The sequence below is a fragment of the uncultured Shewanella sp. genome, from assembly GCF_947495455.1.
Lineage (GTDB): Bacteria > Pseudomonadota > Gammaproteobacteria > Enterobacterales > Shewanellaceae > Shewanella.
On record NZ_CANLZC010000086.1, the window covers coordinates 1 to 25855 of the forward strand.

Consider the following 25855-nt stretch of genomic DNA (forward strand, 5'->3'; position numbering starts at 1 on the left):
TACAGCATAAATGCGCCTTGAATTGAAAAGCCTGAGAAGCTCTGAATTGATCATCTATATAATGGAATTGGTATTAGTATTATTAAACATAGTGATTTATTGTTGTGCCTTAGCAGATGTCGTTTCTTTTTTATTCAAAATAGTGTTAATGATTAAATAGGCTGTGGGAACGACAAATAGGCTTAAGCAGGTTCCCAACGCCATGCCACCGATAATGACCCAGCCAATTTGATTACGTGCCACTGAGCCTGCACCATCAGAAAGAACTAAAGGCAGGGCACCACAGATCATGGACAGTGCTGTCATTAAAATGGGTCTTAAGCGAATAGAAGCACCACCTATGATCGCTTGGCGGGCATTCATCCCTTCTTTTCGCAACTTGTTGGCAAAATCAACAATTAAGATCCCATTTTTACTGATGAGACCAACAAGCATAATTAAACCAATTTTTGTGTAAATGCTTAAGGTGGTATCTGTCATATACATAGCGTAGAGAGCGCCAACAATAGCCAAAGGCACACTTAACATGACAATAAACGGGTCGAGAAAATTGTTAAAATGGACGGCAAGTAATAAGTAAATGAGTGCAATGGCAAAGGCAAAGGCGGTGGCAAGTTGAGATCCTGATCGTAATAAATCCCGTGCTTCTCCAGTAAAGTCATAGTTGTAATTCTGAGGAAGCTGAGTATCGACATAATCTTCTAGATAATCTATTGCTTGGCTTAAAGAGTAATGATTACCTATGCTTGCTGTGATGGTGGCAGAGCGCATTTGATCGAACTGATCTAAACTTTGTGGGATCACAGTTTCAGAGAAGCTTATCACGTTTTCCAGTGAAACCATTTCGCCATTTGCGGCTCTAACATACATATGATTAAGATCCACGGGATTCATGCGATAAGGTTGTGGCACTTGAGGGATCACTTCGTAATCGTAGCCATCTAAGCCAAAAAAGCCAATAACAGGTTTGCCTAACATGGTATTGAGCGTGCTTTCAATATCGTTAACTGTGATCCCTAAATCGGCAGCTTTATCCCGATTGATGTTCACTTGCAGTTGAGGTTTATCTATCCTAAAGGTGGTGCTGGGATTCGTTATTCCTGGAAAATTTGCAAGATCATTGATGAGTTTATCAACATGAAAACTCATTTGTTCGTAGGTGTCGGCAGATTTTAAAACAAAACTCAATGGTTGTTGAGTACCGCCAGGTACAGTATTGAGTTTAAAAGCAAAAGCTTGTATTCCTGGAATGGCGGCGGCTTTTTCTTGTACTTCTTGAAGGATTTCATCTTCACTGCGTTTTCGTTCATTTTGTGGCGTTAACAAGAGCCAGCTAATGCTGTTTGTGGAGCCAAATAAAGGGAGCCCGTTAATCATGCCTGAGGTTCTTCGTTCAGGAATTGAGGCATAAATGTCATTAATAGGTTGAGCGTATTTAACTAAGTACTCATAATTAGCGTTACTGGGGCCTAAGCCAAGGACATTAATCGCGCCGGTATTTTCAATGGGCATTAATTCTGAGGGAATTTCTTCAAATAATTTAATCCCCCCTAATACGAGTAGAATAAAGACAGCGGCTACCATCCACTCTATGTGTAATATATTTGAAAGCAGCTTTTTATAGGCAATACGGACTCGTTTAAAGAGTTTATCGGCGGTTTCAGTGAGTTTGGTTTGATGCCCTTTTCGAGGGAGTAAATAGGTGCACATTACGGGAGACACAAATAAGGCGAGTATGCCTGAGACGAGTACAACAAAAGACATGGTTAGAGCAAATTCTTGGAAAAAAGCGCCTGAAAATCCAGGGACAAATGCGATAGGGGCAAAAACTGTTGCAACAGATAAGGTAATGGTAAAAATCGCAAAGCGCAATTCTTTCACTCCTTCGATAGAGGCTTGAAGCCGAGTCATGCCTTGTTCCATATGGCGGTGGATATTTTCAAGCACAACAATAGAGTCATCAACGACTAAGCCAATGGCCAGTACCCAAGCTAATAAAGTTAAGCCATTTAAACTGTACCCCATGACCCACATGACAGATGCGGCACCTAGCATAGATAAAGGAATAGTGACGAGAGGAATGCTAATAGAGCGCAGTGAGCCGAGAAAAGCAAAGATCACAAGGAAAACAAAAACACTGGCTTCAAAAAAAGTTTTATAGACTTCTTCGATAGATTGCTTGCTAAATTGAGTGACATTCCAGTTCGGAGCAATATGCAGGCCTTCGGGAGCATCTGCTTGAATATCTTTCAATAACGCAATAATATTATCTGCAGTTTCGATTGAATTAGCTTTGTCGGTTGCGGTAACGCCTAAAATAACGGCAGGCTCTCCATGGACGACACCCCCTGTTTGGTAATCGGTGGCGCCAAATTCACTGTATCCAATATCTTTTATTCTCACAAATCGGCCATTTTCATTGCGAAGCACGATATTGTCAAAATCTGAGACACTGGATAGATTAGTATCAGTACTCACACTAATTTTGACTAAGTCACCATATAAAGAGCCTGTGGTCGACACCAAATTATTGTTATTCAGCGCCGTGGTGATGTCATCGGCAGTAATGTTATGTGCCGCCATTTTTTCAGGCAATAGCCAGATCCGCATGGCGTATTGCCTTTCGCCAAAAATATTGATCTCGTACACTCCAGGAACCGTTTCAAGGCGAGGAACAACAATATTACGTAAATACTCAGTAATTTGTTTGTTATCCAGAGTGTTAGATGTCGTTTCTATGTATAAAATGCCACTGGTTGCACCCGCATTAGGATCAATTTTAGTGATCACAGGACTATTAATCCCTGTGGGTAATTCCCACATAATGCCGTTGATACGATTACCTATTTGAGAGAGCGCCGCATCCACATCGGTACCAATAAAAAATTTTAATGTGATCAAGCTTTGCTCTTCGGTATTACTGGCCATGGAATAATCTAGGCCTTCTAAACCGGTTAATACTCGCTGCATGGGGACAGTCACAAATTCTTCCATGACTGTCGGGCTGGCGCCCGGAAAAATGGTGGTGATGGTCACTTCAGAGGTGGGTAGCAGAGGAAAGTGTCTAACTGGAAGTTGTTGGTATGCGGCAACACCCATTAATATGATTAGAAGACAAAGCGTAATGGCATAAACGGGTTTTTCAATAAACCTTTGAATAAGCATAATTATTATGCACCTTTATGTCTTAGGTATTTGTGACTGGAATGTTTTGTTCGTTTGACCTGGGCTGACTAACGCGCCGTCGGTGACTTTACGTAATCCGGCGCTGACAACTGTGTCTTCGGCTTGCAAGCCTTTAGAAATAATCACAGTGTTAGCTTGTCTTTCACCTAATGTTACAAGCGTTCGTTTGGCTTTGCCGTTAACGACCTTGTAAACATAATTGCCGTATAAGGAGTGAATTACCGCGGTTTGAGGAATGACTAATTGTGGTTTTTTGTCATCAAGCATTAAACTTATTTCGGCATAACTGCCAGGTATTAACCCTTGTGGTGAGACTTCGGCTCGAATATTTGCTGTGCGGGTGCTTTCATCGAGTAATGGGTCTATTGCATAGACGGTACCAAGGTGGCTTGGGCTATTGCCTTCAGTGTTAGAGCTGATAGCAATTTTATCCCCTTTTTGAATGAGCTTGATATATTTTTGAGGAATAGAGAACTCGACTCGTAATCGATCGATTAACTCAAGACTCGCTAATGCTTGGCCCACGGCCACCTCATCACCCACTTCCACATTAATGAGTCCTAAGCGACCATTAAATTCGGCTTTTGTGCGGGCTAAGTCTAGGGATTGTTTAGCGGATTCTATTTTTGCTTTGCTAATAAAATAGTTACTTTCTGCTGTGGTTAATTGTTCCAGTGAAATGACTTTTCGCTCATAGAGCTTTTTTTGCCGCTGATATTCAAACTCTGTGAGTTTGAGTTCTGCTATGCTTTCGTTAAGTTGTGCTTGAAGAACTTGTGGGTTGATTTCTAAAATGATGTCGCCTTTTTTAACATCACTGCCGGAGCGAACATTGATGGCGGTTATGCGGCCTGGGATCTGGGCACGTAATGTGACACCACTAAATGACTGAATCGTTCCCACTGCATGGATAATGGTACCGAGATCTTTAGACTCTACTTTTGCCATTTCAACGATAGTGGTCTGTGAAGTGGGCTTTATGGCAAGTTCTTTTGCTTTATAGTCTGCTTTAATAAAATATGAACCAACAGCGATAATAACTATGATAGCGGTAACAATTAAAATCCTTTTTTTGTACGGATCATTCATATGATATTTAACCTGTTATGTTCAAACGAGATACATTTTGTTTGTCTATATTTACTGTAGTTCCAAATTTAGAAATCGCCATTTCTTTGTAATGTGCTCATTATGTCTAGGAACAATATTCGTTGAACATATAGAAAAGAAGGAAAAGCAGATGCTAAATAAGGCTTTTATTGTGACACCGCTATATAAGAGTCGGCAGGTAAAAGATGCTGAAATGCAAAAAGTAAAAACGGGAGATTGTTCTTTATTTAATTTAGTTGAGCTTGCCGCATCAGCGGCTTTTGAATTATTACAGCAGTTAGAAAAAACAAGTGATCCTGTGTATTTATTGGCGGGTAATGGCAACAACGGTTCTGATGCTTATGTTTTAGCCAGTTTACTATTAAAGGCAGGAGTGACTGCAAATGTAATGTCTAAGCATAAAGCTGTGTTACATGGTGAGTTACAGCAAGCCCAAAAAATTTACATGGATCAAGGAGGAACCATTCAACCTTTTTGTGAGTCTACTATTTTATCTGCATCAGTCATTGTTGATGGATTATTGGGGACGGGGTTAAGACAAGAAAAGCTGACTGAAGAAATGGATAAGCTCATTTCAGTGATCAATGAAAGCAAAGCTTGGGTGCTAAGCTTAGATGTGCCGTCAGGGATAGATGCTGATACTGGCTTTGCCTATTCTACCGCGGTTAAGGCGAATGCCACCTTGACCTTTGGAGGAACGAAACAGGGCCTGTACACTGGCCGCTCGCGTCATTTTAGTGGGAAAATCTATCATGTATTTGTTGGGCTGGAAAAGCAGCTTCCAAAGACAAATACATGGGTCATAACCCAGTGTAATGTGAGTCATGTTTTACCTGTTAGAGCAAAAGATGTCCATAAAGGTGACAATGGCAAATTGGCTGTAATAGGGGGAGATTCCTCAATGATGGGGGCCGTGATGATGGCCTCTGAGGCTGGTTTGAGGGCTGGGGCGGGGTTAGTGAGTGTGATTTCAAGACCAGAGCATTTATTGGCCGTGAATGTGAAAAGGCCTGAAGTGATGTTTTGTGCTTGTGATACGCTTGAAGAAAAAGTGAGGAGCCGTATAGATTGGGCCGAAACGATAGTTATTGGTCCAGGTTTGGGCCAAGGCGCTTGGGGAGAGACGTTATTGAATGCGGTGAAAATGAGTCTTGAATCAAGTCATCAAGCTTGCGTCATTGACGCAGATGCATTGCATTTATTAAAACAACAACCTTGGCGACATGGACAATGGGTTCTCACTCCCCATACAGGTGAAGCCGCGAGGTTATTGAATATTTCACGTCGCGAAGTTGAACAGAATAGATTTTCAGCGATTAAGCAATTACACCAAATTTATGGTGGCGTTGTTGTACTAAAAGGCGCCGGAACATTGATTTATGACGGCGAGGATATGATCATCGCGCCTGTGGGAAATCCCGGTCTTGCAAGTGGCGGCAGTGGCGATGTGTTGTCTGGGTTGATTGGAGGGCTATTAGCCCAAGGGCTTAATATGATGAATGCGGCAATTTTGGGGGTTGTGATCCATGGAAAAGCGGCCGATCTTGCTGCCATTGAGGGTGAGATAGGCATGTTAGCCAGTGATTTGATGCCTTTCATTCGGCAGTTGCTCAATGAGGAGATCGTTAAAATATGAATGAGATTGTTTAGATAATGAGTCGTTTAGTATAAAATGCTGACGGTTAAACCTGCTATACGCTTAGATGCGGGATTGATTAAAAATAACAACATTTTTACAGTCAGTATTAATATCATTTTTTCAAACAACAATTATTGAAGTAACTATGACATCAAGATTAACATCTGTCAGCTTTCACCTTAAAGATGAAAATGAAACAGTGGCCTTAGGGCTAAGATTGGCCAATGTGATCACAGCGCCTTTGGTGCTTTATTTAAGTGGAGATCTTGGTGCGGGGAAAACAACATTAAGCCGTGGGTTAATACAAGGCTTGGGCCATAAAGGTGCGGTAAAAAGTCCCACATATGCGCTAGTCGAACCCTACGAGTTGAATAGTTTGGTTGTTTATCATTTTGATTTATATCGCTTACTTGATCCGGAAGAATTAGAGTTTATGGGGATCAGAGATTACTTTACTGAGAATACGATAAGTTTAATAGAATGGCCTGATCGTGGCTTTGGTATGATCCCTGAAGCAGATTTATCCATTTTAATGCAATATGATGGATTAGAGCGGATAATCACTTTCAATGCTAAAACAGATGAAGGTTGCCGCATATTGTCGTGTATACAGCAATGAATAAAAATAAATATTTTACTCCATGTGTCATTTTTTTACTGGCCTGTGTCTTTTCTCTTTCTTCTTACGCTGCTAATACGTTAGCGGGTGTAAGAATTTGGGCAGCACCTGAGTCGACTCGAGTCGTATTTGATTTAAGTGCCTCACCTCAATATTCTCACTTTACATTGACTAATCCTTATCGTGTGGTTGTTGATCTGAAAGAGGGTAGGACGTCAGTTAATTTAAAAAAAATTGCTAATAACAGTAAAATTGTGAAAGGCATTAGGATCAGTACCCCCCCAAAAAAAGGCACATTACGCCTGGTTATTGATCTCACTAAGCCTGTTAAAGCGAATTTGTTTTCTTTATCTCCCACGGCTCCTTATGGCAACCGTTTAGTGGTCGATTTGGATGACAGTCAGAAGGTGAGTCAAGAGATTAAAAGTAAGAATTTGACTGTACCTAAGAAGGTGCGAGATGTCATTGTGGCGATTGATGCCGGTCACGGTGGAGATGATCCCGGTTCTATCGCTGCATCCGGTGTGTATGAGAAAAAAGTCGTGCTGCAAATTGCAAAGAAACTCGCTGCCAAAATTAATGCGACTCCCGGCATGAAAGCGGTCATGACGAGAACAGGGGATTACTTTGTCAATTTAAATAAACGCTCAGAAATTGCTCGAAATAGCAAAGCCGATTTGCTCATTTCTATTCATGCCGATGCCTTTACTTCTCCAAGGCCCAAAGGGGCGTCAGTGTGGGTGCTTTCTATGCGGCGAGCAAACAGTGAAATAGGTCGCTGGTTAGAACAAAAGGAAAAACATTCTGAGTTATTAGGCGGAGCGGGTGAAATTATTCAAAATACCGATAATGAGCAATATCTCGCCATGACGCTGCTGGATATGTCAATGGATCGCTCCATGGCAATGAGTCACAATGTGGCTGGAAAAGTGTTAAGTCATTTAGGTAAAGTCACACAATTACATAAAAGCAAGCCGGAATCAGCAAGTTTTGCTGTGTTAAAATCACCTGATATTCCTTCCATTTTGGTTGAAACAGGCTTTATTTCAAATGCGCGTGAAGCCAAATTATTAACGCAAAAAGAGCATCAAACCAACTTATCCAATGCTGTTTATAAAGGTGTTTTGACTTATTTTAAGGCCAATCCTCCTACTAATTCTTATTTTGCCAGTCAAGCGCAAACCCGTCATACGGTGAGAAAAGGTGAATCTTTATCGGTATTAGCACAACGCTACCGTGTTTCCATGGCCAGTATAAAAAAAGTGAATCGATTGAAGTCGGATGGTTTACGGATAGGGCAAAAATTAATTATTCCCAAGGCATGATATGAGTATGATTAAGCTCAGTTTATTTTTAATGCCGTTAAAAGGGGGGAAATATTATAATGGCAATTCTTAAGCTACCTCCGCAGTTGGCCAATCAGATCGCAGCAGGAGAAGTGGTCGAGCGGCCTGCCTCAGTGATTAAAGAGCTGGTAGAGAACTCTCTTGATGCTGGTGCAACGAAAATTAATATCGATATTGAAAAAGGCGGCAGTAAATTAATCCGCATTCGAGATAATGGCGTAGGTATCGTTAAAGAAGACTTAACCTTAGCCTTATCTCGCCATGCAACGTCTAAATTAAGTAGTTTAGATGATCTTGATGCTATTTTAAGTTTTGGTTTTAGAGGTGAAGCATTAGCGAGTATTAGCTCTGTTTCTAGGTTGACGTTAACATCCAATACCTTAGAGCAAGCGCAAGCTTGGCAAGCTAAGACCCAAGGGATAGAAATGGCGGTAGAGATCCTACCCGCTGCTCACCCTGTAGGTACAAGCATCGAAGTCATGGACTTGTTTTTTAATACACCTGCTAGGCGCCGTTTTTTAAAGAGTGATAAAACAGAGTTTACCCATATAGATGAATGGCTTAAGCGGATTGCTTTGGTACGAAAAGATGTGCATTTTACTCTGAAACATAATGGTAAAGTGGTGAGAAATTACCAAGGTACGAGTACTCAAGCACAATACCTACAACGTTTAGGGCAAGTTTGTGGTAAGGCATTTGCTGAAACGGCGTTAGCGATAGATTGTGAGCATGGTGAATTTAAACTTCAGGGGTACCTGCAATCCCCCGAAATCCATACTACTCATGCTGATACACAATATTTTTATGTTAATGGCCGTCTTATACGTGACAGATTGGTCAATCACGCTGTTAGGCAGGCTTTTAGTGAGCTCAATATTGAACTCAATCCCAGCTATGTATTGATGTTAAGCATTGACCCATTTCAAGTCGATGTTAATGTGCATCCTGCAAAGCATGAAGTAAGATTTCATCAAAGTCGCTATGTACATGATTTCATATTACAGGCATTACAATCGGCGTTAACGCAAATTCATGGGCAGGAGCCCTCTGAAGAGAATGGAGCCTCAAGCCAAGAGGCTGTTGAGGAGACATCAAATGTATACAGCATGGCGGATAATACATTTAAAGGACAGATTCATTCACTTCAATCAGAACTTGTGTATTCCAATGAAGGAAATAAAACAGCGCAAACCGCTTTAGGGTTAAGGGAGCATACAGCTTACAGGGCAGAAAATAATCAAGCTGATAGCTGTCTAGGGGTTAAGCCTGATGGATCTGTGGAGCCTGATCGTTATCATTTAAACATGAATGTTGAGCAAGCAGCGCAGGATAAGCCCTTTAATGTAAAGGCGACGGGGGGAATGTCGACAGGCTCTGCTAGGCAGCCTGCTGAGCTTCCATCGCGTTCTGAAATAGCGGCTTATGGTGCTTTATTAACGACGGCTTCACTCGAGGATGCGTTAAAGAAAAGTGTCGCTTCCAATGAAGCTATGCCTGCAGTCTTAGCACAAGAGTATTGGGTGATAACTGACAATGATGAATTGTTATTACTAAAAATCAAAGATATTCAGCAGGCTGTATTAAAATATGAGATCGAGGAAAAACTGGCAAATGGCTTAGTTGGGCAGCCCTTATTGATGCCAGTATCTGTAGGTGCCGATCCAGATTGGATTGATACTATTCAATCAAAAGAGATGTGGTTGAAAAAATTAGGTATTGAGCTAACAATTCGACTCGGGCAGTTGATAATAAAGAAAGTGCCCCCATATTTAAGAGACAGTCAATTAGCGACGCTTATTCCTGAGTTATTACAATGGATAAGGTTTGAAGAGCCTAATGAGGTTGCTTTAGTCACTTGGTTAACAAAAGCCGCTGTGGTGAAGTTTACCGCGCCTAGCGAGATCTGGCTCAAATGGATAGCGTTGGATGAAGTCGTTCAACAGCAAGTAACATCAAAGCAAGCTGTCAGACTCCCCTGGCAAGCATGGTTAAAAGAGAAGTCGAGTGAGTAAAGAGATATCTCAAAAAGTCATTACCTTAATGGGACCTACTGCATCGGGTAAAACGGCATTGGCGATAAAACTTGTACAAGAGTTTAATTGTGAAATTATATCTGTGGATTCGGCTTTAATTTATAAAGGCATGGATATTGGCACGGCCAAACCCAGTATTGATGAACTGCGAAGTGCGCCCCATCGTTTGATCAATATTATCGAGCCTAACGAAAGTTATTCTGCGGCTGATTTTAGGCGTGATGCCTTGAATGAAATCGAGATGATTTTACAGCGTGGAAAAGTGCCATTGCTAGTGGGCGGAACTATGCTTTATTTCAAAGCGTTACTGGAAGGATTATCGCCTTTACCAGCTGCCAATGAGCAGGTTCGCCAACAAATTGCCCTTGAGGCTGAAGCGAAAGGTTGGCAATGTTTGCATGATGAATTGACTGTGATTGACCCAGTTTCAGCGGCACGGATCCACCCTAATGATCCTCAACGTTTGTCACGTGCAATCGAAGTTTATCGGCTTACGGGACGCTCTTTAACCGAGCTTTCCCAAACAAAATCTGATACCTTTCCTTACGATGTAGTGCAATTTGCGATTGCACCCACCGATAGAAAGATGTTACACAAGACTATTGAACAAAGATTTCGTGTGATGTTGGACGAAGGGTTTGTAGCTGAAGTGCAAAAATTGAAAGCCAGAAAGGATCTTCATTTAGACTTACCATCAATGCGTTGTGTTGGTTATCGTCAATGTTGGGAATACCTAAATGGTGACATTGAATATGATATTATGGTTGAAAAAGCTATCGTCGCGACTAGGCAATTGGCCAAGCGTCAACTAACATGGTTACGAGGATGGCCAGAATTAAATTGGCTAGAAAGCGGTGAGGAAACGAACCTTGCTACAATAATGCGACTGTGTCGCTAGCTTATTAGCTGCAGCTGTATAATACTAAAACCAAACAATAAAGTTTTCTTTATTAGATTTATTACTGAATATTACATAAAAAGGAAATGAGAAATGGCTAAGGGGCAATCTTTACAAGACCCGTTTTTGAACGCTTTGCGTCGTGAACGCGTTCCTGTATCAATCTATCTCGTTAATGGTATAAAATTGCAAGGTCAAGTGGAGTCTTTTGATCAATTTGTTATTTTATTGAAGAACACTGTTAGCCAAATGGTATATAAACATGCCATTTCAACTGTAGTGCCTTCTCGTCCATTTAATGTGTCTAACCATCAGCCATCACAGAATGCGCAACCAAATTATAATGCGCCAGTTGATGACCACGGTGAGATCTAGTTTAAGGAGTTTGCTTTTTGTTTGAACGTTATGAGGCTGGTGAGAGTGCTGTACTGGTTCATGTTGATTTTTCTGATGAAGATAGTAGAGAAGATCTCCTTGAGCTGCAGTTATTAGTTGAGTCAGCAGGAGCCCAGTCTATTGGCGTTATTACAGCAAGTCGTCGATCTCCAGACAGAAAATATTTTGTCGGCTCAGGAAAGGCAGAAGAACTCGCTGCAATGGTGGCAGCGACTGAGGCCAATGTGGTGATTTTTAATCACGCATTAACTCCCGCTCAAGAGAGAAACCTTGAATATTTATGCCAATGCCGTGTGTTAGATCGTACCACCTTGATTTTAGATATTTTTGCCCAAAGAGCCAGAACCTATGAAGGTAAGTTACAAGTGGAGCTAGCGCAATTGCGCCACATGTCAACACGGCTGATCAGAGGATGGACGCATTTAGAAAGGCAAAAAGGTGGTATTGGAATGCGTGGGCCGGGTGAAACTCAGCTTGAAACGGATAGACGTTTATTGCGTGGTCGCATTAAAGCCATTAACAAGCGTCTGGCTAAAGTCGATAAGCAAAGGGAGCAAAGCCGGCGTGCTCGTCATCGAGGTGATTTAGCGACGGTTTCTTTAGTGGGTTATACCAATGCGGGAAAATCGACTTTATTTAATGCGCTGACATCGTCTGAGGTATATGCTGCGGATCAACTTTTTGCCACTTTAGATCCCACGTTAAGAAAACTTGATTTGGATGATGGCAGTGTAATTTTAGCGGATACAGTGGGTTTTATTCGACATTTACCCCATGAGCTGGTTGCTGCATTTAAGGCAACATTACAAGAAACACGTCAGGCTGACTTGCTATTACATATTGTTGATTGCGCAGATGAAAACATGAGTGATAATTTCGAACAAGTACAAAATGTACTCAAAGAAATTGAAGCTGATGCTATACCACAACTGATAGTCTGCAATAAGATAGACTTGCTTGATGATGTGACTCCTCATATCGATTATGATGATGAGGGAAAACCTACGCGAGTTTGGATTTCTGCGCAGAAACAACAAGGTTTAATGCTGTTACAAGAAGCCATCAATGCCTTAGTTGGAAAAGCGATTAGTCAATTTACATTGCAGATTCCAGCCAGTGCTGGCCATTATCTTGGGCATTTTTATCGGCTGGATGCCATACAAGCAAAGGAATATGACGAGTTCGGTAATTGTATTTTGTCTGTGCGTTTGTTGGAAACTGATTGGCTTCGATTAACAAAACAGAGTCATGGGGAATTAACGACTTTTATTGTAGAAGAAGATGATACAGTAGAAGTTGATATTTAGTCGTTTCTTTTATTTTTACATGAATACGGAGTACTAAATGGCTTGGAACGAGCCCGGTAACAAGGGCAATGACCCTTGGGGAAAGAAGAATGGGAATGATAAAGGCCCACCAGATTTAGATGAAGTATACCGTAACCTAACTAAACGCTTTGGCGGTAAAGGGGGAGGTTCGGGGATCAGCTCTTTTGCGGTATTGATTGTGCTGGGGATCCTCGCTGTGGCGTGGGGGTTATCGGGTTTTTATACGGTCAAAGAAGCAGAAAAAGGTGTGGTATTGCGTTTTGGCCAATATGTGACTGATATTGGACCAGGTTTGCATTGGAAACCCACTTTTATTGATACTGTGACGCCAGTAAACGTGTCTACTGTCCGTTCAATTCCAGCGTCGGGTAGCATGTTAACGAAAGATGAAAATCTGGTTCAGGTTGAGATGGATGTTCAATATCGTGTTGTTAATGCAAAAGATTATTTGTATAGCGTCGTTAACGCGGATAGCAGCTTACGTGAAGCAACTGACAGCGCCCTTAGATTTGTTGTAGGCCATAATACTATGGATGCTATTTTAACCACTGGACGGGATCAAATTCGTCGTGACACGTGGGATGAAATTAATCGTATTATGAAACCTTATAATACTGGGATTGAAATCGTTGACGTGAACTTTTTACCCGCTCGCCCACCTGAGCAAGTCAAAGATGCCTTTGATGATGCTATTGCTGCTCAGGAAGATGAGCAACGCTTCATTCGTGAAGCGGAAGCTTACTCTCGCGAAGTTGAACCTAAGGCTCGTGGTGAAGTGCAGCGAATGGAAGAACAAGCTAATGCTTACAAAGAGCGTGTGACACTGGAAGCTGAAGGTCAAGTGGCGAGCTTTAATAAGTTAGTGCCCGAATACCTTGCTGCACCTGAGGTGACTCGTGAGCGTCTTTATTTAGATGCGATGCAAGCAGTATTCTCTGGTACGAACAAAGTCTTAGTCGATTCAAAAAATAGCAATAATATGATGTATTTACCATTAGATAAGTTGCTAGAATCTGCTCCCAAGAAGATTAAGGACACTCAGATCCAAACCAGTACTCAAGTGACACCTCGAAGCGTTTCAGGGATCCCAAGCAGTATACCTATGGATGGCCGATCGAGCCGCAGTGATCGCACTAGACAGGGGAGAAACTAATCATGGGTAGACTGACTGCAATTATTATTGCTTTAGTGATCGCCATAGGGTTGTCATCACTAATGGTGGTTAATGAAGGTGAAAGAGCCATTGTTTCTCGCTTTGGTGTGATAATCAAAGTCGATGGAAAAACCAAAGTGTATAGCCCAGGCTTACATTTGAAGGTGCCTTTCTTAGATAAAGTGAAGTTTTTGGATGCCCGCATTCAAACACTAGACGGCCAAGCGGATCGTTTTGTGACTTCAGAGAAGAAAGACTTGATGGTGGATTCATACGTTAAATGGAAAATTTTGGATTTTGAACGTTATTACCTTTCAACCAATGGCGGACAAAAAGCCACGGCTGAATCTTTACTGCAACGTAAAATTAATAATGACCTTCGTACCGAGTTTGGCCGTCGTACCATAAAGCAAATCGTTTCTGGTGAGCGTGATGAAATGCAATCTGAAGCATTACAAAATGCCAAAGACAGTGCCGCTGACTTAGGTATTCAAGTCGTTGATGTCAGAGTGAAGCAAATTAACCTTCCGGCAAACGTGAGTAGCAGTATTTATCAACGTATGCGCGCTGAAAGGCAAGCGGTTGCTAAAGAGCATCGTGCTCAGGGCCGTGAGCAGGCTGAGATTATTCGTGCTAAAACAGATGCGAGTGTGACGATTCAAATTGCAGAAGCAAAAAGAAAAGCACTGACGACTCGTGGTGAAGGTGATGCGTTAGCAGCTAAGATTTATGCCGACTCATATACTAAAGCCCCAGATCTTTATAGCTTCTTGCGCAGTTTAGATGCCTATAAAGCCAGTTTTGCCAATGGTTCAAACATGATGGTATTAGATCCTGATAGTGAATTCTTCAAATTTATGAAGAGCCCAACGGGTAAATAACCTATCTAGCCACTGATTGAGTGTGAAAAGCCCGATATATATCGGGCTTTTTTGTTGTTCAAGCTCCTGCTTTATTTCTTTTCCCGTAACAGTTCTCATTTTATATTCCATTATTGTAATTCACATTTGTAATAGTTTGTCTTTGCTTACCCTGTTTTTCTTGCTCGTTTTTTATACATAAATGTCGTTCAAGTTAACATAGTTAATATACTTGTGTATTTTCGCTATGATCTGTTTCTAATTTTTGGCTATAATGAGCGCGCCTCAAATCTATGTTAATTGATTTAAGTAGATATGCTTGATTTCAAGTAACGTTTTAAAATAAAAATTCCAACACTCTCTGGAGATAAGTGGATGAGCAATGCGCCAGTCAATACCGGACGTCGCAGATTCCTGACCGCAGCAACCGCCGTAGTGGGTGGTGCTGGTGCCGTCGCTGTAGCGGTTCCTTTTATTAAGTCATGGAATCCGAGTGCCAAAGCGAAAGCTGCAGGTGCACCGGTTCAAGTAAATATTAACAAATTAGAGCCCGGTCAATTGATCCGTGTTGAGTGGCGCGGGAAACCTGTATGGGTTGTCCGTCGTACTGAATCGGTTCTTACGGAGCTAGCCACGCATAATGATCAACTGCGTGATCCTGATTCATTAGAACCACAGCAGCCTGTGTATGCACAGAATGTGGGTCGTTCTATTAACCCTGAGTATTTTATTGCTGTGGGTTTATGTACACATTTAGGTTGTTCACCGACTTATCAGCCTGATACATTTGGAGAGCAAGTTCAAGGTGTAACCTCTGGATTTTTCTGTCCTTGTCATGGTTCTAAATTTGATATGGCGGGCCGTGTTTTCCAAGGCGTACCTGCGCCGTTAAACTTAGTGATCCCACCACATCAATATCTTGATGACGGTACCGTACTTATCGGTGTAGATGAAGGGGCTAGCGCATGATTAAAAATCTAGTCAATTGGATTGATGAGCGTATTCCTATGACGGCGACCTATAACCGTCATGTGGGTCAATATGCAACACCAACTAATTTTAACTTTTGGTATTTCTTTGGTTCATTAGCCTTACTTGTTCTTGTTAACCAGTTGGTGACAGGCATTTGGTTAACCATGAACTATGTACCGACTGCAGAAGGGGCTTTTGCTTCTATCGAATACATCATGCGTGATGTGGAGTACGGTTGGTTATTAAGGTATATGCACTCCACTGGCGCCTCCGCCTTCTTTGTGGTGGTGTACTTGCATATGTTCCGTGGCTTATTGTATGGCTCTTATCAAAAACCCAGAGAATTGTTATGGCTATTTGGCATGCTGATTTTCTTGGTGTTAATGGCTGAAGCCTTTATGGGATACTTGCTACCTTGGGGACAAATGTCTTACTGGGGTGCACAGGTCATTATTTCATTGTTTGGTGCCATTCCCGTTATTGGTGATGATTTAACCTTGTGGATTCGAGGTGACTTTGTTGTTTCGGGCGCAACACTAAACCGTTTCTTTGCTTTGCATGTTATTGCTCTGCCGCTAGTCTTGGTTGTATTGGTCTTTTTACACCTGATCGCCTTACATGAAGTGGGCTCGAATAACCCCGATGGCATTGAGATTAAAAAGAATAAAGATGAAAATGGTTGGCCAAAAGACGGTATTCCGTTCCATCCATACTATACCGTTAAAGACATCATGGGTGTCGCCGGTTTCTTGATTGTCTTTTGTTATATTTTATTTTTCATGCCAGAAGGTGGCGGCTATTTCTTAGAGAAGCCGAATTTTGAAGCGGCAAACCCAATGAAAACCCCTGAGCACATCGCGCCAGTTTGGTATTTCACGCCGTTTTATGCCATCTTACGTGCTGTGCCAGATAAGCTATTTGGTGTGATCGCCATGGGCTTAGCGATTGCGGTCTTGTTTGTTTTGCCATGGCTTGATCGCTGTAAGGTGAAGTCTATCCGCTACCGTAGCATGACACACAAGATCAACATTGCTCAATTTGCGGTTTCGTTCATTGTGTTGGGTTACTTAGGTGCGGTTCCTGCAACACCTGCATTAACCATTGCCGCCCGTATCTTTACGGTAACTTATTTTGGTTTCTTCGTTTGGTTGTGGATTTACAGTAAGAATGAGAAAACCAAGCCAGTGCCAGAGAGGGTGACACACTAATGAAAAAATTATTAATCGCATTAGTCGCTTTAATTCCTACGCTTGCTATGGCAGCAGGAAGCAATGTTCATCTTGAAAAAGCCAATATTGACTTGCATGATAAAGAGTCACTGCAACGTGGTTTGGATTTATTTCAAAACAATTGCTCTGGTTGTCACAGTACCCAATATCAACGATATGAGCGAGTGGCGACGGATTTGAATATTCCGCTTGATGAAATGAGCCAGAAGTATCTGTACAATGATACAAAAATCGGCGCGTTAATGGAAAATGCCATTACCGATGATGATGCTGCTAAGTGGTTTGGTGCTGTGCCTCCAGACTTAACTTTAGTGGGGCGTGTTCGAGGTGAAGACTGGATTTATACTTACCTTAAAGGTTTTTATAAAGATGAAAGTCGTCCATTTGGCGTTAATAATACCGTCTTTCCGTCGGTAGGTATGCCTCATGTATTGCAGACACTGCAAGGTCTGCCTGTTAAACAAGAAGATGGTTCTATTGTGACATCGGGCGGAACGTTAACCCCTGAAGAGTATGATCAAGTTGTTCGAGATATTACTGGGTTTTTAGTATACTCTGGTGATCCCGTTAAACTTGAACGTGAAAGTTTAGGTTGGTGGGTGCTTGGATTCCTGTTTATTTTCTTTATTGTGTCTTATCTATTGAAGAAAGAATATTGGAAAGATGTACACTAAGCCCCAATAAGAGTTAGAATAGCGTATTCATATGTTGTAAACGGGGGGCTATGCCCCTCGTTTGCATTTTTGTTTTTTTACAGATCCCGGAGGGTATCAATGGCTGTTGCTGCCAATAAACGCTCAATCATGACCCTGTACTCAGGCGCTGACGACCTTTATAGTCATCAAGTTCGTATTGTTTTGGCTGAAAAAGGGGTTACCGTCGATGTACTTCAGGTCGACCCTAACGACATGCCTGAGGATTTACTTGAAATTAATCCTTATAACAGTGTACCTACTTTGGTTGATCGTGAGCTTGTGTTGTATAACTCACGGATCATTATGGAGTATTTGGATGAGCGTTTTCCACATCCACCATTAATGCCAGTATATCCGGTTTCTCGTGGTCAAACACGTTTGATGATGCACCGAATTGAGTCTGACTGGTATACATTAGTCGATCGGATCCGAAAAGGTGATCGTGTTGATTCTGCTCGTAAAGAATTGCAAGATAGCTTAACGGCTATTGCCCCTGTTTTTTCTGAAATGCCTTTCTTTATGAGTGAAGAGTTTGGTCTTGCTGATTGCTATTTAGGGCCCTTGTTGTGGCGTTTACCACAATTAGGTATTGAGCTTGATAATCGCGTCGCAAAAGAGATCAAAGCTTACATGACACGTTTATTCGATCGTGAATCATTTAAAGCGTCTTTAACTGAGACCGAACGCGAAATGCGCATGGGTATGTAATGAAAGAATTATCACCGAATCGTCCTTATCTGCTTCGAGCTTATTATGAATGGTTGATGGATAATGAGCTCACACCGCATGTTGTGATTGATGCTTATGTACCTGATACTATGGTACCTCAGCAATATGTGAAAGATGGGCAAATTGTGCTGAATATTTCATCTAGTGCAGTGTCTGAGCTTGTCATTTCTAATGAAAGTATTGAGTTTAGCGCACGTTTTGGTGGTGTATTACAGCAGTTGTATTTACCTATGGCATCTGTGATCGCTATTTATGCTCGAGAAAATGGTGCTGGCACGGTATTTGATTTGGAAGATGCCTATCAAACGCCGCAGGAGTCTGATGAACAAGGCTTGGCCATTGTCGAAGAGCCATCAGAGTCAGCGAAAAGTGATACGAAAAGTGATACGAAAAGTCATGCTAAAAGCGAGAAAGCTGATAGTTCAAAACGTCGCAGCCATTTAACGTTAGTGAAGTAGCGATCGATTTTAATTAATATGACATTGACTCATGTTGAAAAGCCAATCAACGGATTGGCTTTTTTATTGTTATTCTGATGCTACTCGTCCGTTAGTGGCTGAATTCACCTTCAAAAAATAACTCGTTATGCTTTTAATTATTGATAATTACGACTCATTTACTTATAACTTAGTGCAATATTTTCAGCAGCTGGGGCAAACGGTCGTTGTTAAGCGTAATGATGAAACTTCCCTTGAAGACATCGAGAGATTGGCGCCTTCTCATTTAGTCATTTCGCCTGGGCCTCAAACGCCCAATGAGGCGGGAATATCATTAGCGGCGATTGAATATTTTGCAGGTAAATTACCCATATTGGGTGTGTGTTTAGGGCATCAAGCGATTGCACAGGTATATGGTGCAAAAGTCGAGCGGGCACAGCGAGTGATGCATGGAAAAACCAGCACGATTGAGCACACTGAAACCCATTTATTTAGCAATTTAAATCGGCCGCTCACTGTGACTCGCTATCACTCTCTATTGGTTAATGCCGTGCCAAAAGATTTTACTTTAGAAGCTTGGTTTGACGATCCTTGCCATGGTCGCGAAATCATGGCGATGCGTCATCAAGTTTTACCTTTATATGGCGTACAATTCCATCCTGAGTCTATTTTAACCGAACAAGGCCTAGACTTGCTGCAAAACTTTTTAAATGTAAACAATTAATCTTTATTGTGTTGTTTTATTTTGTTGTTTAGCACTTAATTCTTACGTATTTGTGATATAAATGGGGCATTATTTTCCATTGCGCTAAGTTTACACTTCTGCATAAAGTGGCTTTTTGGGCTCAAGTTTCTTAAAAAAGAAGCGAGTATCGATGAGTGGATTGACGATGCAAAGTGCTTTTGAACTTAGGCTAATATCATAAGGAAAGAGGATGAAGCATTTACTTCGCCAAACAGGATTGAGCCTGTTGAGCTTATCCGTACTTGCCGGTTGTACTTCTATATTATCTAGTGAAAACATTGCCCATTTACCGACAGTCGATGATGCCCCTGTCGCATTAGTGGCGCCACCACAGAGTACTTCACCACTCACATTAAAACAGATCATGGTTAATCCTGATTGGATGGGAATATTAGCGAAGAATGCTTATTGGAACGATGATGGTCAAAGTGTGTATTTTACCCGTCAGGCTCATGAGTCCAGCTTAAAGCAGCATTATCAGCAAAGTGTCAAAGAGGGGAAAGCGGTTGAGTTGACACTGGATCAATTACATTCCGCCAGTCAAGCCAAAGGGATATTTAACGTTTCCAGAACCCAAAAAGCCTATATTTATCAGGGTAATGTTTTTATCAAGCAAGTTTCAACCCAAAAAGTGAGGCAGCTGACCAAGCAAAGCCTTCCCATTCAAGGGATCCGTTTTCTAGACGATGGTAATTTGGCTTTCTGGCAAGCGGGTAAAGTGGTAAAAATTCACCTTGATACTGGGTTATTAGAAGACATAGCTAACATCAAAATGTCGATAAAACCTGAAGCTTTCAAAGTAGATACCTATATTGCGACACAGCAAGATAGGTTAATTGAGTATGTATCACTTCAGAATCAGCAAGCTCAAGAGCGCCGTGAATATCAGCAGCAATTAGCAAAAGTCGATCCTACTTTAGCGCCTAAGACTTGGTATTTAGGTGATAGCGAAAAGATGCAAACCTTAAGTTTGTCACCAAACGGCCGGTATATTATTTTATCGTTAATCGATAAAAATTATAACTATGATTTTGGTGGTGATGAAACAACGGGGATCATGGCGAAGTTTATTACACAACAAGGTCCCATGGAGTCGACACCTGTTCGCGCCTTGATCAGTGAAGATAAGCCAGTAGGTGAACGCTTTGTGTTACTTGATCTTGATGCGCATACTCAAAAGACCATAAAAATAGAAGGACTCACCGGATATGATGATGATGTCTTTGCTGATATTCGTGCTGAGAATGCCAAACTAAAAGGCGATGAGTATAAAGCGACCAAAACGCCGCGTAAGTTTGAGCTTATTAAAGATTGGAGCCGCAAACAAAGTCCCATTCAATGGCAGATGGAAAGCAATCAAGTAGCGCTGATGATTGAGGCTATTGATAATAAAGATCGCTGGATTGCGACCTTAGATCTTTCATCGGGTGAGTTGAAGACGCAAAATAGGGTACATGATGAGGCTTGGATTAATTATTTCCATAATCAGTTTGGCTGGTTACCTAACACATTTACTTTGTATTATTTATCTGAGCAGTCGGGTTACTCACAACTTTACCTCAAACCTTTAGACGGCAGTGAACAAGCTTTAACTCAAGGAAAGTTTGTGGTGTCTGATATTACTCTCGGCCCAACAGGGGAGTATATCTATTATAAAGCCAATAAAGATCATCCTGGTATCGAGAACGTATACCGGGTTAATGTGAGTACTGGCGCAACGGAACAGCTAACCCATTGGCAAGGTAAGTTGACTTATCAACTAGGCCCACAAGGACAACAATTATTACTCACAGCGTCAAAAACCATTGAGCCTGCTGAGCTCTATATTCAAAAAATTGGTGGTGAGTTGAAACAATTAACCCATTATACCAGCAAGGCATTTCGTGATTACCCATGGCAAGCACCTAAGGTGGTTAAAGTGCCTTCAAGCCATGGCGCAGATGATATTTATGCCAGAGTGTATTTACCTGCCGGTTTTGATAAGAATAATGCACGTCAGTATCCAGCGGTGATATTTAATCATGGTGCGGGTTACTTGCAAAATGCGCATTTAGGTTTCTCTATTTATTTTCGTGAATTCATGTTCCATAACTTATTAGCGCAACAAGGCTATGTGGTCATGGATATGGATTACCGGGGATCGGCAGGTTATGGACGAGACTGGCGGACAGCCATTTATCGTCAAATGGGTCATCCAGAAGTGGAAGACTTACAAGATGGCGTTAATTGGATGGTGAAAAATGCCAATGTGGATGCGAGTAAAGCGGGGACTTACGGCGGATCCTACGGCGGATTTTTGACTTTCATGGCATTATTTACTCAGCCTGAATTATTCCAAGCGGGGGCGGCATTGCGGCCAGTGACAGATTGGGCTTATTACAATCAACCTTATGTGTCTAATATTCTCAATACACCGCAAATCGATCCTATTGCCTTTGAGCGAAGCTCGCCTATTGAGTGGGCACAAGGCCTGAAAAAGCCTTTGCTTATCATGGCTGGTATGGTGGATGATAATGTCTTTTTTCAAGACAGTGTGCGTTTAGTGCAGCGGTTAATTGAGCTTGAAAAACCTATGTTTGAAACTGCCATTTATCCCGTCGAACCTCATGGCTTTCGCCAGCCTTCTAGTTGGTTAGATGAGTATCGCCGTATTTTTAAACTGTTTGAAACTCAATTAAAATAAGCTCAAATAAATTCCCGCATTGCTATCTTGGCTGGCAGAATTGGCAACAAGTTGATGAGCCTCTGAGTTAGCTTTAGCGGGTAAGATGTGGAGCTGGGAATACTGAGTGTTTTGAAGCAGTATATGTAGCTCTGTGAAAATGTATTGCTGGGTTTGGCGCTCTAATTGCAGCTCTTTTTTCAGCATGTCTTGATACTGACTTCTTGATACATTGCTTTTACTGGCGCGTCTGTGTTGTCTAAACGGAATAAGCGCATCTTGGTCATGTGTTTGCACCTTGTTTTTGAGCTCAGACCAAATGTGTGCATTTAAGATAAGGGATTGATTATTTATGTGTAAATTGTCTAGCCATTGGGCCAGCAAGAGTAAGTTAACGTTGATTTGATAAGTATTCTGCAGGGCAATATAGCCTTTAGGATCCCGCGCGTAAAGCGTATCGCATTCGTGCCATAAAGACTGCACTATTTTATCTTTAAACAGCTTGAGTGTATGGGCTTTGTCCATGAGGGATCCTTTAACTTTGTGCTCAATTAACTGTTTATGCTCGCCGTTTGCTCTATGTCTTCTATTTGCTCTTGCAATGTCAGCCACTCCATTTCACTGGCCTCTAAGTCTTGAGTGAGCTGAGTTCGCTCATTAAGGACTTGCGTTAATTGCGCCTTGTTGTCGCTATCATAAAGGCTAGTTTCAGCCAACATTGATTCAAGTTCGCTCAGTCTATCGTTGGCTTTTTGCTGCTGTTTTTCCAGTTTTGTTTGCTGTTTCTTAATCGGCGAGAGCTTTTTGCGTAACTCTGCTTCTAGCCTTTTTTGTTGCTTTTTATCTTGAGCGGGCGTGGCACTCGCGTTAGCGAGCTTTTTATTTTCTTCTTTGGCGGCATCCAGTAGCCATTGGTGATAATCGTCTAAATCGCCTTCAAAGCTGCGCACTTCCCCTTGATCCACTAAGTAATAATCACTGCAGCTTAGGCGAAGTAAATGCCTGTCGTGAGAGACAATAATCATGGCCCCTTCAAAGGTTTGCAATGCGAGAGTGAGAGCGTGGCGCATCTCTAAATCTAAGTGGTTGGTGGGCTCATCCAGTAATAATAAATTAGGGCGTTGCCATACTAATAAGGCCAATACTAAGCGAGCTTTTTCACCGCCAGAAAACGGCCTGACAGGGGCCAGTGCCATATCTCCGTTAAAGCCATAGCCGCCTAAGAAATCCCTGAGTTCTTGTTCGCGTTTAGTGGGGGCGAGACGCATCAGATGTTGTAATGGCGAGTCATTCAAACGTAAAAATTCCAACTGGTGCTGAGCAAAATACCCAATATTCAGGCCCGGGTTAGTCTCATATTTGCCTTTCATAGGCTTGAGCTCTTCTGAGAGCAATTTAATCAGAGTCGATTTACCCGCGCCATTACGGCCCAATAAGCCTATTCTGGCACCAGGGACTAAGTTAAGGTGTACGCGCTTTAAAATTTCAGTCTCGCCATAACCGATAGAAACTTGCTCCATAGTCACTAGAGGGTTAGGCAGTGCATCGGGCTTTTTAAAGGCCATGGAAAATTGACTGTCCGCATGGGAAGGCAATAATTCTGTCATCCGCTCTAAGGCTTTTAAGCGGCTTTGAGCTTGTTTAGCTTTGCTGGCTTTATAGCGAAATCTGTCCACAAAAGACTGCATGTGGGCGCGCTCTTTTTGCTGGCGCTCAAAGGCCACTTGTTGCTGAGCCATGCGCTCGGCGCGAATACGTTCAAATGCCGTATAATTGCCCTTGTAGTAATTGAGTTTTTGATTCTCCACATGCACGATTTCATCCACTATGCCGTCGATAAAGTCTCTGTCATGGCTGATCAATATTAAGGTGCCTTGGTAGGCTTTAATCCAACCTTCTAACCAATACATGGTATCTAAATCAAGGTGGTTGGTGGGCTCATCGAGCAATAATAAATCTGAGCGGCACAAAAGGGCTTGAGCCAGATTCAAGCGCATGCGCCAGCCCCCGGAAAAACTTTTTACCGGATTGTTTTGTTTCTCTTCACTAAATCCCAGTCCAGCAAGCAGGCTAGCAGCGCGAGCATGAATGGCATAACCGCCAATGGCATCGATTTTGCCATGAATAACGGCAATATCATGGCCATTATCCTCCATCTGGGCTGTATTCAATTGCGCCTCAAGTTGTCGATATTCCACATCGCCATCAATGACATAATCGATAGCTGAAACATCCAGTGCCGGAGTTTCTTGAGCCACAGTGGCAATTTCCCAGCCACTGGGCACGTTAATGTCGCCTTTATCTAATTGCACTCGCCCTAAAATAAGCGCCAATAAGGATGACTTACCCGTACCGTTCGCGCCGACTAATCCGACCTTATGGCCAGGATAAATCGTAAGTGAGGTGTCATCGAGTAAGGTTTTTGAACCTCGAATAAGTTGTGCTTGATTGATGCTTATCATGGGTGACGACTTGACTGAGATCTGAAATAAATGGGACAGAGATAATAGCTTAGAAATGGGCCTAACTTCTACTGACAGAGCATAAATAGTGCATATTTGGTGAGTTTTTATGGCAAAATAGTGGATATTAAACATCACTGAGTTAGCTTAGCGTGAATACCAAAATTAAAAAGCGGTTTGTCGCCGGTGCCAAATGCCCAAAATGTCAAGCAAAAGACAGTATTGTACTCTTTAAAGAGAACGGCATTGAAACAATAGAGTGTATCGAATGTGATTACCGTGAGCAGCAAACCAATGAGAAAATAGAGAAAAAAGCCACCGGTGATGTGATTGGAGTGTTTAAACCCGATTAGTCTTACCTTGATAGCCCAAGGTGAATGCTTTGATTCTAGATTGTTGACGTGTCTGGTGTTGATTTAGTTGAGTTTTAACCTTCATGGTTATCTATCGCTTGCAGCGGGCTGATGTGTAAACATGTCTATGACACGCTGTGAACCCATCCTTGGGCGCTCTACGATTTCACCCTGAAATCGAAGGTCATAGATCTGTTCACACCTGATGTTAAGAGCAAAAAAACAGCTTGTTGTTTCGATTTGAAGTTCACTTGTGATCAGACATGATTGTATATATTTCAAAAAATAGGACGCCTTTAAATGAAGGATGGCGACATTTTGGTAAATTAAGCTGAGCTTAATTTGAGGGAAATAAGCGTTTGACTCTATTAGGTATTGGGATAGTGTATTTGAATGACAATACTTAAGTTGAATTCATTGCTGCCGCAGGCTTTTGTGCAGATCCATTTTTTAGGCGTCACAAGCACTTCCTTGTGGACTCTGCCAAAACATATATGGACACCTCACTTAATACAAGCGATATTGTTAAGTAACTATGGGTAAAACTGCATACGTATATCCGGCCTGTTTGTGTGAAATAATCATTCTCTGGCCCTAATGAGTACCGCACCTCTGTAGCTTATCGTCCGTTCGGGTTTCGTTGCGCCCGTGTTCTCGCCCAGCATTGACAGAGGTCGGTTTTACCTGTTACTTCATTACATTTTATCGCATCACTTGGTGTGGATGACGCTGTACTTTTTAATTGGTTCTATATTCTGTTTGTTTGTATAACATTGACCAGATGATCCTTGCGAGCTTATTCGCGACAGCAACCACGGCTTTATGCTTACCTCTTCGTTCAATCAACTGTTTCGCCCAAACAGATAGTCTATCTGTACTTTGTTCAACATGACGTATGATAGACCAAGCGCCTTGAATAAGTAGCCGCCCTTAGGTGTCCCCTTATATAAAGCAGCCACATCAAGGGTTTTGAGGTAAAATACTCCAAACAACCATAATAAGC

21 protein-coding genes and 1 pseudogene are annotated in these 25855 nt (G+C 41.9%); 17 read left to right on the forward strand and 5 right to left on the reverse strand.

The genetic code is table 11. The features are described from left to right. Nucleotides 1-96: 96 nt before the first annotated feature. Both Q0791_RS18545 and Q0791_RS18550 read right to left on the reverse strand, forming a co-directional pair. The gene (locus tag Q0791_RS18545) at nt 97-3165 is read right to left on the reverse strand and encodes an efflux RND transporter permease subunit (RefSeq protein WP_299009629.1); all 3069 of its coding nucleotides are present in this window, start codon (nt 3163-3165) and stop codon (nt 97-99) included. Between the two features lie 15 nt (nt 3166-3180). Further along, nucleotides 3181-4275 (reverse strand): efflux RND transporter periplasmic adaptor subunit, encoded by a 1095-nt coding sequence (locus tag Q0791_RS18550; RefSeq protein ID WP_299009630.1) that lies wholly within the window; start codon nt 4273-4275, stop codon nt 3181-3183. 151 nt (nt 4276-4426) lie between these two features. On the opposite strand from Q0791_RS18550, the gene Q0791_RS18555 reads away from it, so the two are divergent. From Q0791_RS18555 to Q0791_RS18630, 16 genes are all read left to right on the forward strand, one after another. Continuing rightward, on the forward strand, nt 4427-5932 hold the full coding sequence (locus tag Q0791_RS18555; RefSeq protein ID WP_299009631.1) for an NAD(P)H-hydrate dehydratase: 1506 nt from the start codon (nt 4427-4429) through the stop codon (nt 5930-5932). 148 nt (nt 5933-6080) lie between these two features. Further along, a complete protein-coding gene (tsaE, locus tag Q0791_RS18560; RefSeq protein ID WP_299009632.1) occupies nt 6081-6554 on the forward strand; it encodes a tRNA (adenosine(37)-N6)-threonylcarbamoyltransferase complex ATPase subunit type 1 TsaE in 474 nt (157 codons plus the stop codon). Then, nucleotides 6551-7879 carry an N-acetylmuramoyl-L-alanine amidase gene (locus tag Q0791_RS18565; RefSeq protein WP_299009634.1) on the forward strand — a complete coding sequence of 443 codons (1329 nt, stop codon included), beginning with the start codon at nt 6551-6553 and terminating at the stop codon, nt 7877-7879. Before tsaE ends, Q0791_RS18565 begins: the two co-directional genes overlap by 4 nt. Before the next feature lie 59 nt (nt 7880-7938). Then, nucleotides 7939-9912 (forward strand): DNA mismatch repair endonuclease MutL, encoded by a 1974-nt coding sequence (gene mutL / locus Q0791_RS18570; protein WP_299009637.1) that lies wholly within the window; start codon nt 7939-7941, stop codon nt 9910-9912. Next, on the forward strand, nt 9905-10831 hold the full coding sequence (gene miaA, locus Q0791_RS18575; RefSeq protein WP_299009640.1) for a tRNA (adenosine(37)-N6)-dimethylallyltransferase MiaA: 927 nt from the start codon (nt 9905-9907) through the stop codon (nt 10829-10831). The genes mutL and miaA overlap by 8 nt, the downstream gene beginning before the upstream one ends. 93 nt (nt 10832-10924) lie before the next feature. Further along, on the forward strand, nt 10925-11206 hold the full coding sequence (gene hfq / locus Q0791_RS18580; RefSeq protein WP_299009643.1) for an RNA chaperone Hfq: 282 nt from the start codon (nt 10925-10927) through the stop codon (nt 11204-11206). Nucleotides 11207-11223: 17 nt separating this feature from the next. Continuing rightward, nucleotides 11224-12534, forward strand: coding sequence for a ribosome rescue GTPase HflX (hflX, locus tag Q0791_RS18585; RefSeq protein ID WP_299009646.1), 1311 nt, complete (start codon nt 11224-11226; stop codon nt 12532-12534). A gap of 37 nt (nt 12535-12571) precedes the next feature. Continuing rightward, the gene (hflK, locus tag Q0791_RS18590) at nt 12572-13708 is read left to right on the forward strand and encodes an FtsH protease activity modulator HflK (protein ID WP_299009648.1); all 1137 of its coding nucleotides are present in this window, start codon (nt 12572-12574) and stop codon (nt 13706-13708) included. Nucleotides 13709-13710: 2 nt separating this feature from the next. Next, complete coding sequence (hflC, locus tag Q0791_RS18595) at nt 13711-14589, forward strand: protease modulator HflC (RefSeq protein WP_299009651.1); 879 nt, start codon at nt 13711-13713, stop codon at nt 14587-14589. Between the two features lie 354 nt (nt 14590-14943). Beyond that, nucleotides 14944-15537, forward strand: coding sequence for a ubiquinol-cytochrome c reductase iron-sulfur subunit (gene petA / locus Q0791_RS18600; RefSeq protein ID WP_299009654.1), 594 nt, complete (start codon nt 14944-14946; stop codon nt 15535-15537). Next, nucleotides 15534-16748 carry a cytochrome bc complex cytochrome b subunit gene (locus tag Q0791_RS18605; RefSeq protein WP_299009657.1) on the forward strand — a complete coding sequence of 405 codons (1215 nt, stop codon included), beginning with the start codon at nt 15534-15536 and terminating at the stop codon, nt 16746-16748. Before petA ends, Q0791_RS18605 begins: the two co-directional genes overlap by 4 nt. Next, nucleotides 16748-17443 carry a cytochrome c1 gene (locus Q0791_RS18610; RefSeq protein WP_299009660.1) on the forward strand — a complete coding sequence of 232 codons (696 nt, stop codon included), beginning with the start codon at nt 16748-16750 and terminating at the stop codon, nt 17441-17443. Before Q0791_RS18605 ends, Q0791_RS18610 begins: the two co-directional genes overlap by 1 nt. A gap of 99 nt (nt 17444-17542) precedes the next feature. Then, nucleotides 17543-18172, forward strand: a complete 630-nt coding sequence (gene sspA / locus Q0791_RS18615; protein WP_299009663.1) for a stringent starvation protein SspA — start codon at nt 17543-17545, stop codon at nt 18170-18172. Continuing rightward, the gene (locus Q0791_RS18620; RefSeq protein ID WP_299009666.1) at nt 18172-18651 is read left to right on the forward strand and encodes a ClpXP protease specificity-enhancing factor; all 480 of its coding nucleotides are present in this window, start codon (nt 18172-18174) and stop codon (nt 18649-18651) included. Before sspA ends, Q0791_RS18620 begins: the two co-directional genes overlap by 1 nt. A gap of 127 nt (nt 18652-18778) precedes the next feature. Continuing rightward, nucleotides 18779-19354, forward strand: coding sequence for an aminodeoxychorismate/anthranilate synthase component II (locus tag Q0791_RS18625; RefSeq protein WP_299009668.1), 576 nt, complete (start codon nt 18779-18781; stop codon nt 19352-19354). A gap of 211 nt (nt 19355-19565) precedes the next feature. Next, nucleotides 19566-22058 carry a prolyl oligopeptidase family serine peptidase gene (locus Q0791_RS18630; protein ID WP_299009669.1) on the forward strand — a complete coding sequence of 831 codons (2493 nt, stop codon included), beginning with the start codon at nt 19566-19568 and terminating at the stop codon, nt 22056-22058. Here the strand turns inward: Q0791_RS18630 and Q0791_RS18635 are convergent. Further along, the gene (locus tag Q0791_RS18635; RefSeq protein WP_299009671.1) at nt 22050-22562 is read right to left on the reverse strand and encodes a DUF2390 domain-containing protein; all 513 of its coding nucleotides are present in this window, start codon (nt 22560-22562) and stop codon (nt 22050-22052) included. The genes Q0791_RS18630 and Q0791_RS18635 overlap by 9 nt on opposite strands. A 26-nt stretch (nt 22563-22588) precedes the next feature. Further along, nucleotides 22589-24499 carry an ABC transporter ATP-binding protein gene (locus Q0791_RS18640; protein WP_299009673.1) on the reverse strand — a complete coding sequence of 637 codons (1911 nt, stop codon included), beginning with the start codon at nt 24497-24499 and terminating at the stop codon, nt 22589-22591. Nucleotides 24500-24651: 152 nt separating this feature from the next. Between Q0791_RS18640 and Q0791_RS18645 the strand changes: the two genes are divergently transcribed. Continuing rightward, complete coding sequence (locus Q0791_RS18645; protein WP_299009674.1) at nt 24652-24852, forward strand: YheV family putative zinc ribbon protein; 201 nt, start codon at nt 24652-24654, stop codon at nt 24850-24852. A gap of 738 nt (nt 24853-25590) precedes the next feature. On the opposite strand, the pseudogene Q0791_RS18650 reads toward Q0791_RS18645, so the two are convergent. Continuing rightward, nucleotides 25591-25855 (reverse strand): annotated as a pseudogene (locus tag Q0791_RS18650) (hypothetical protein); the annotation flags it as partial.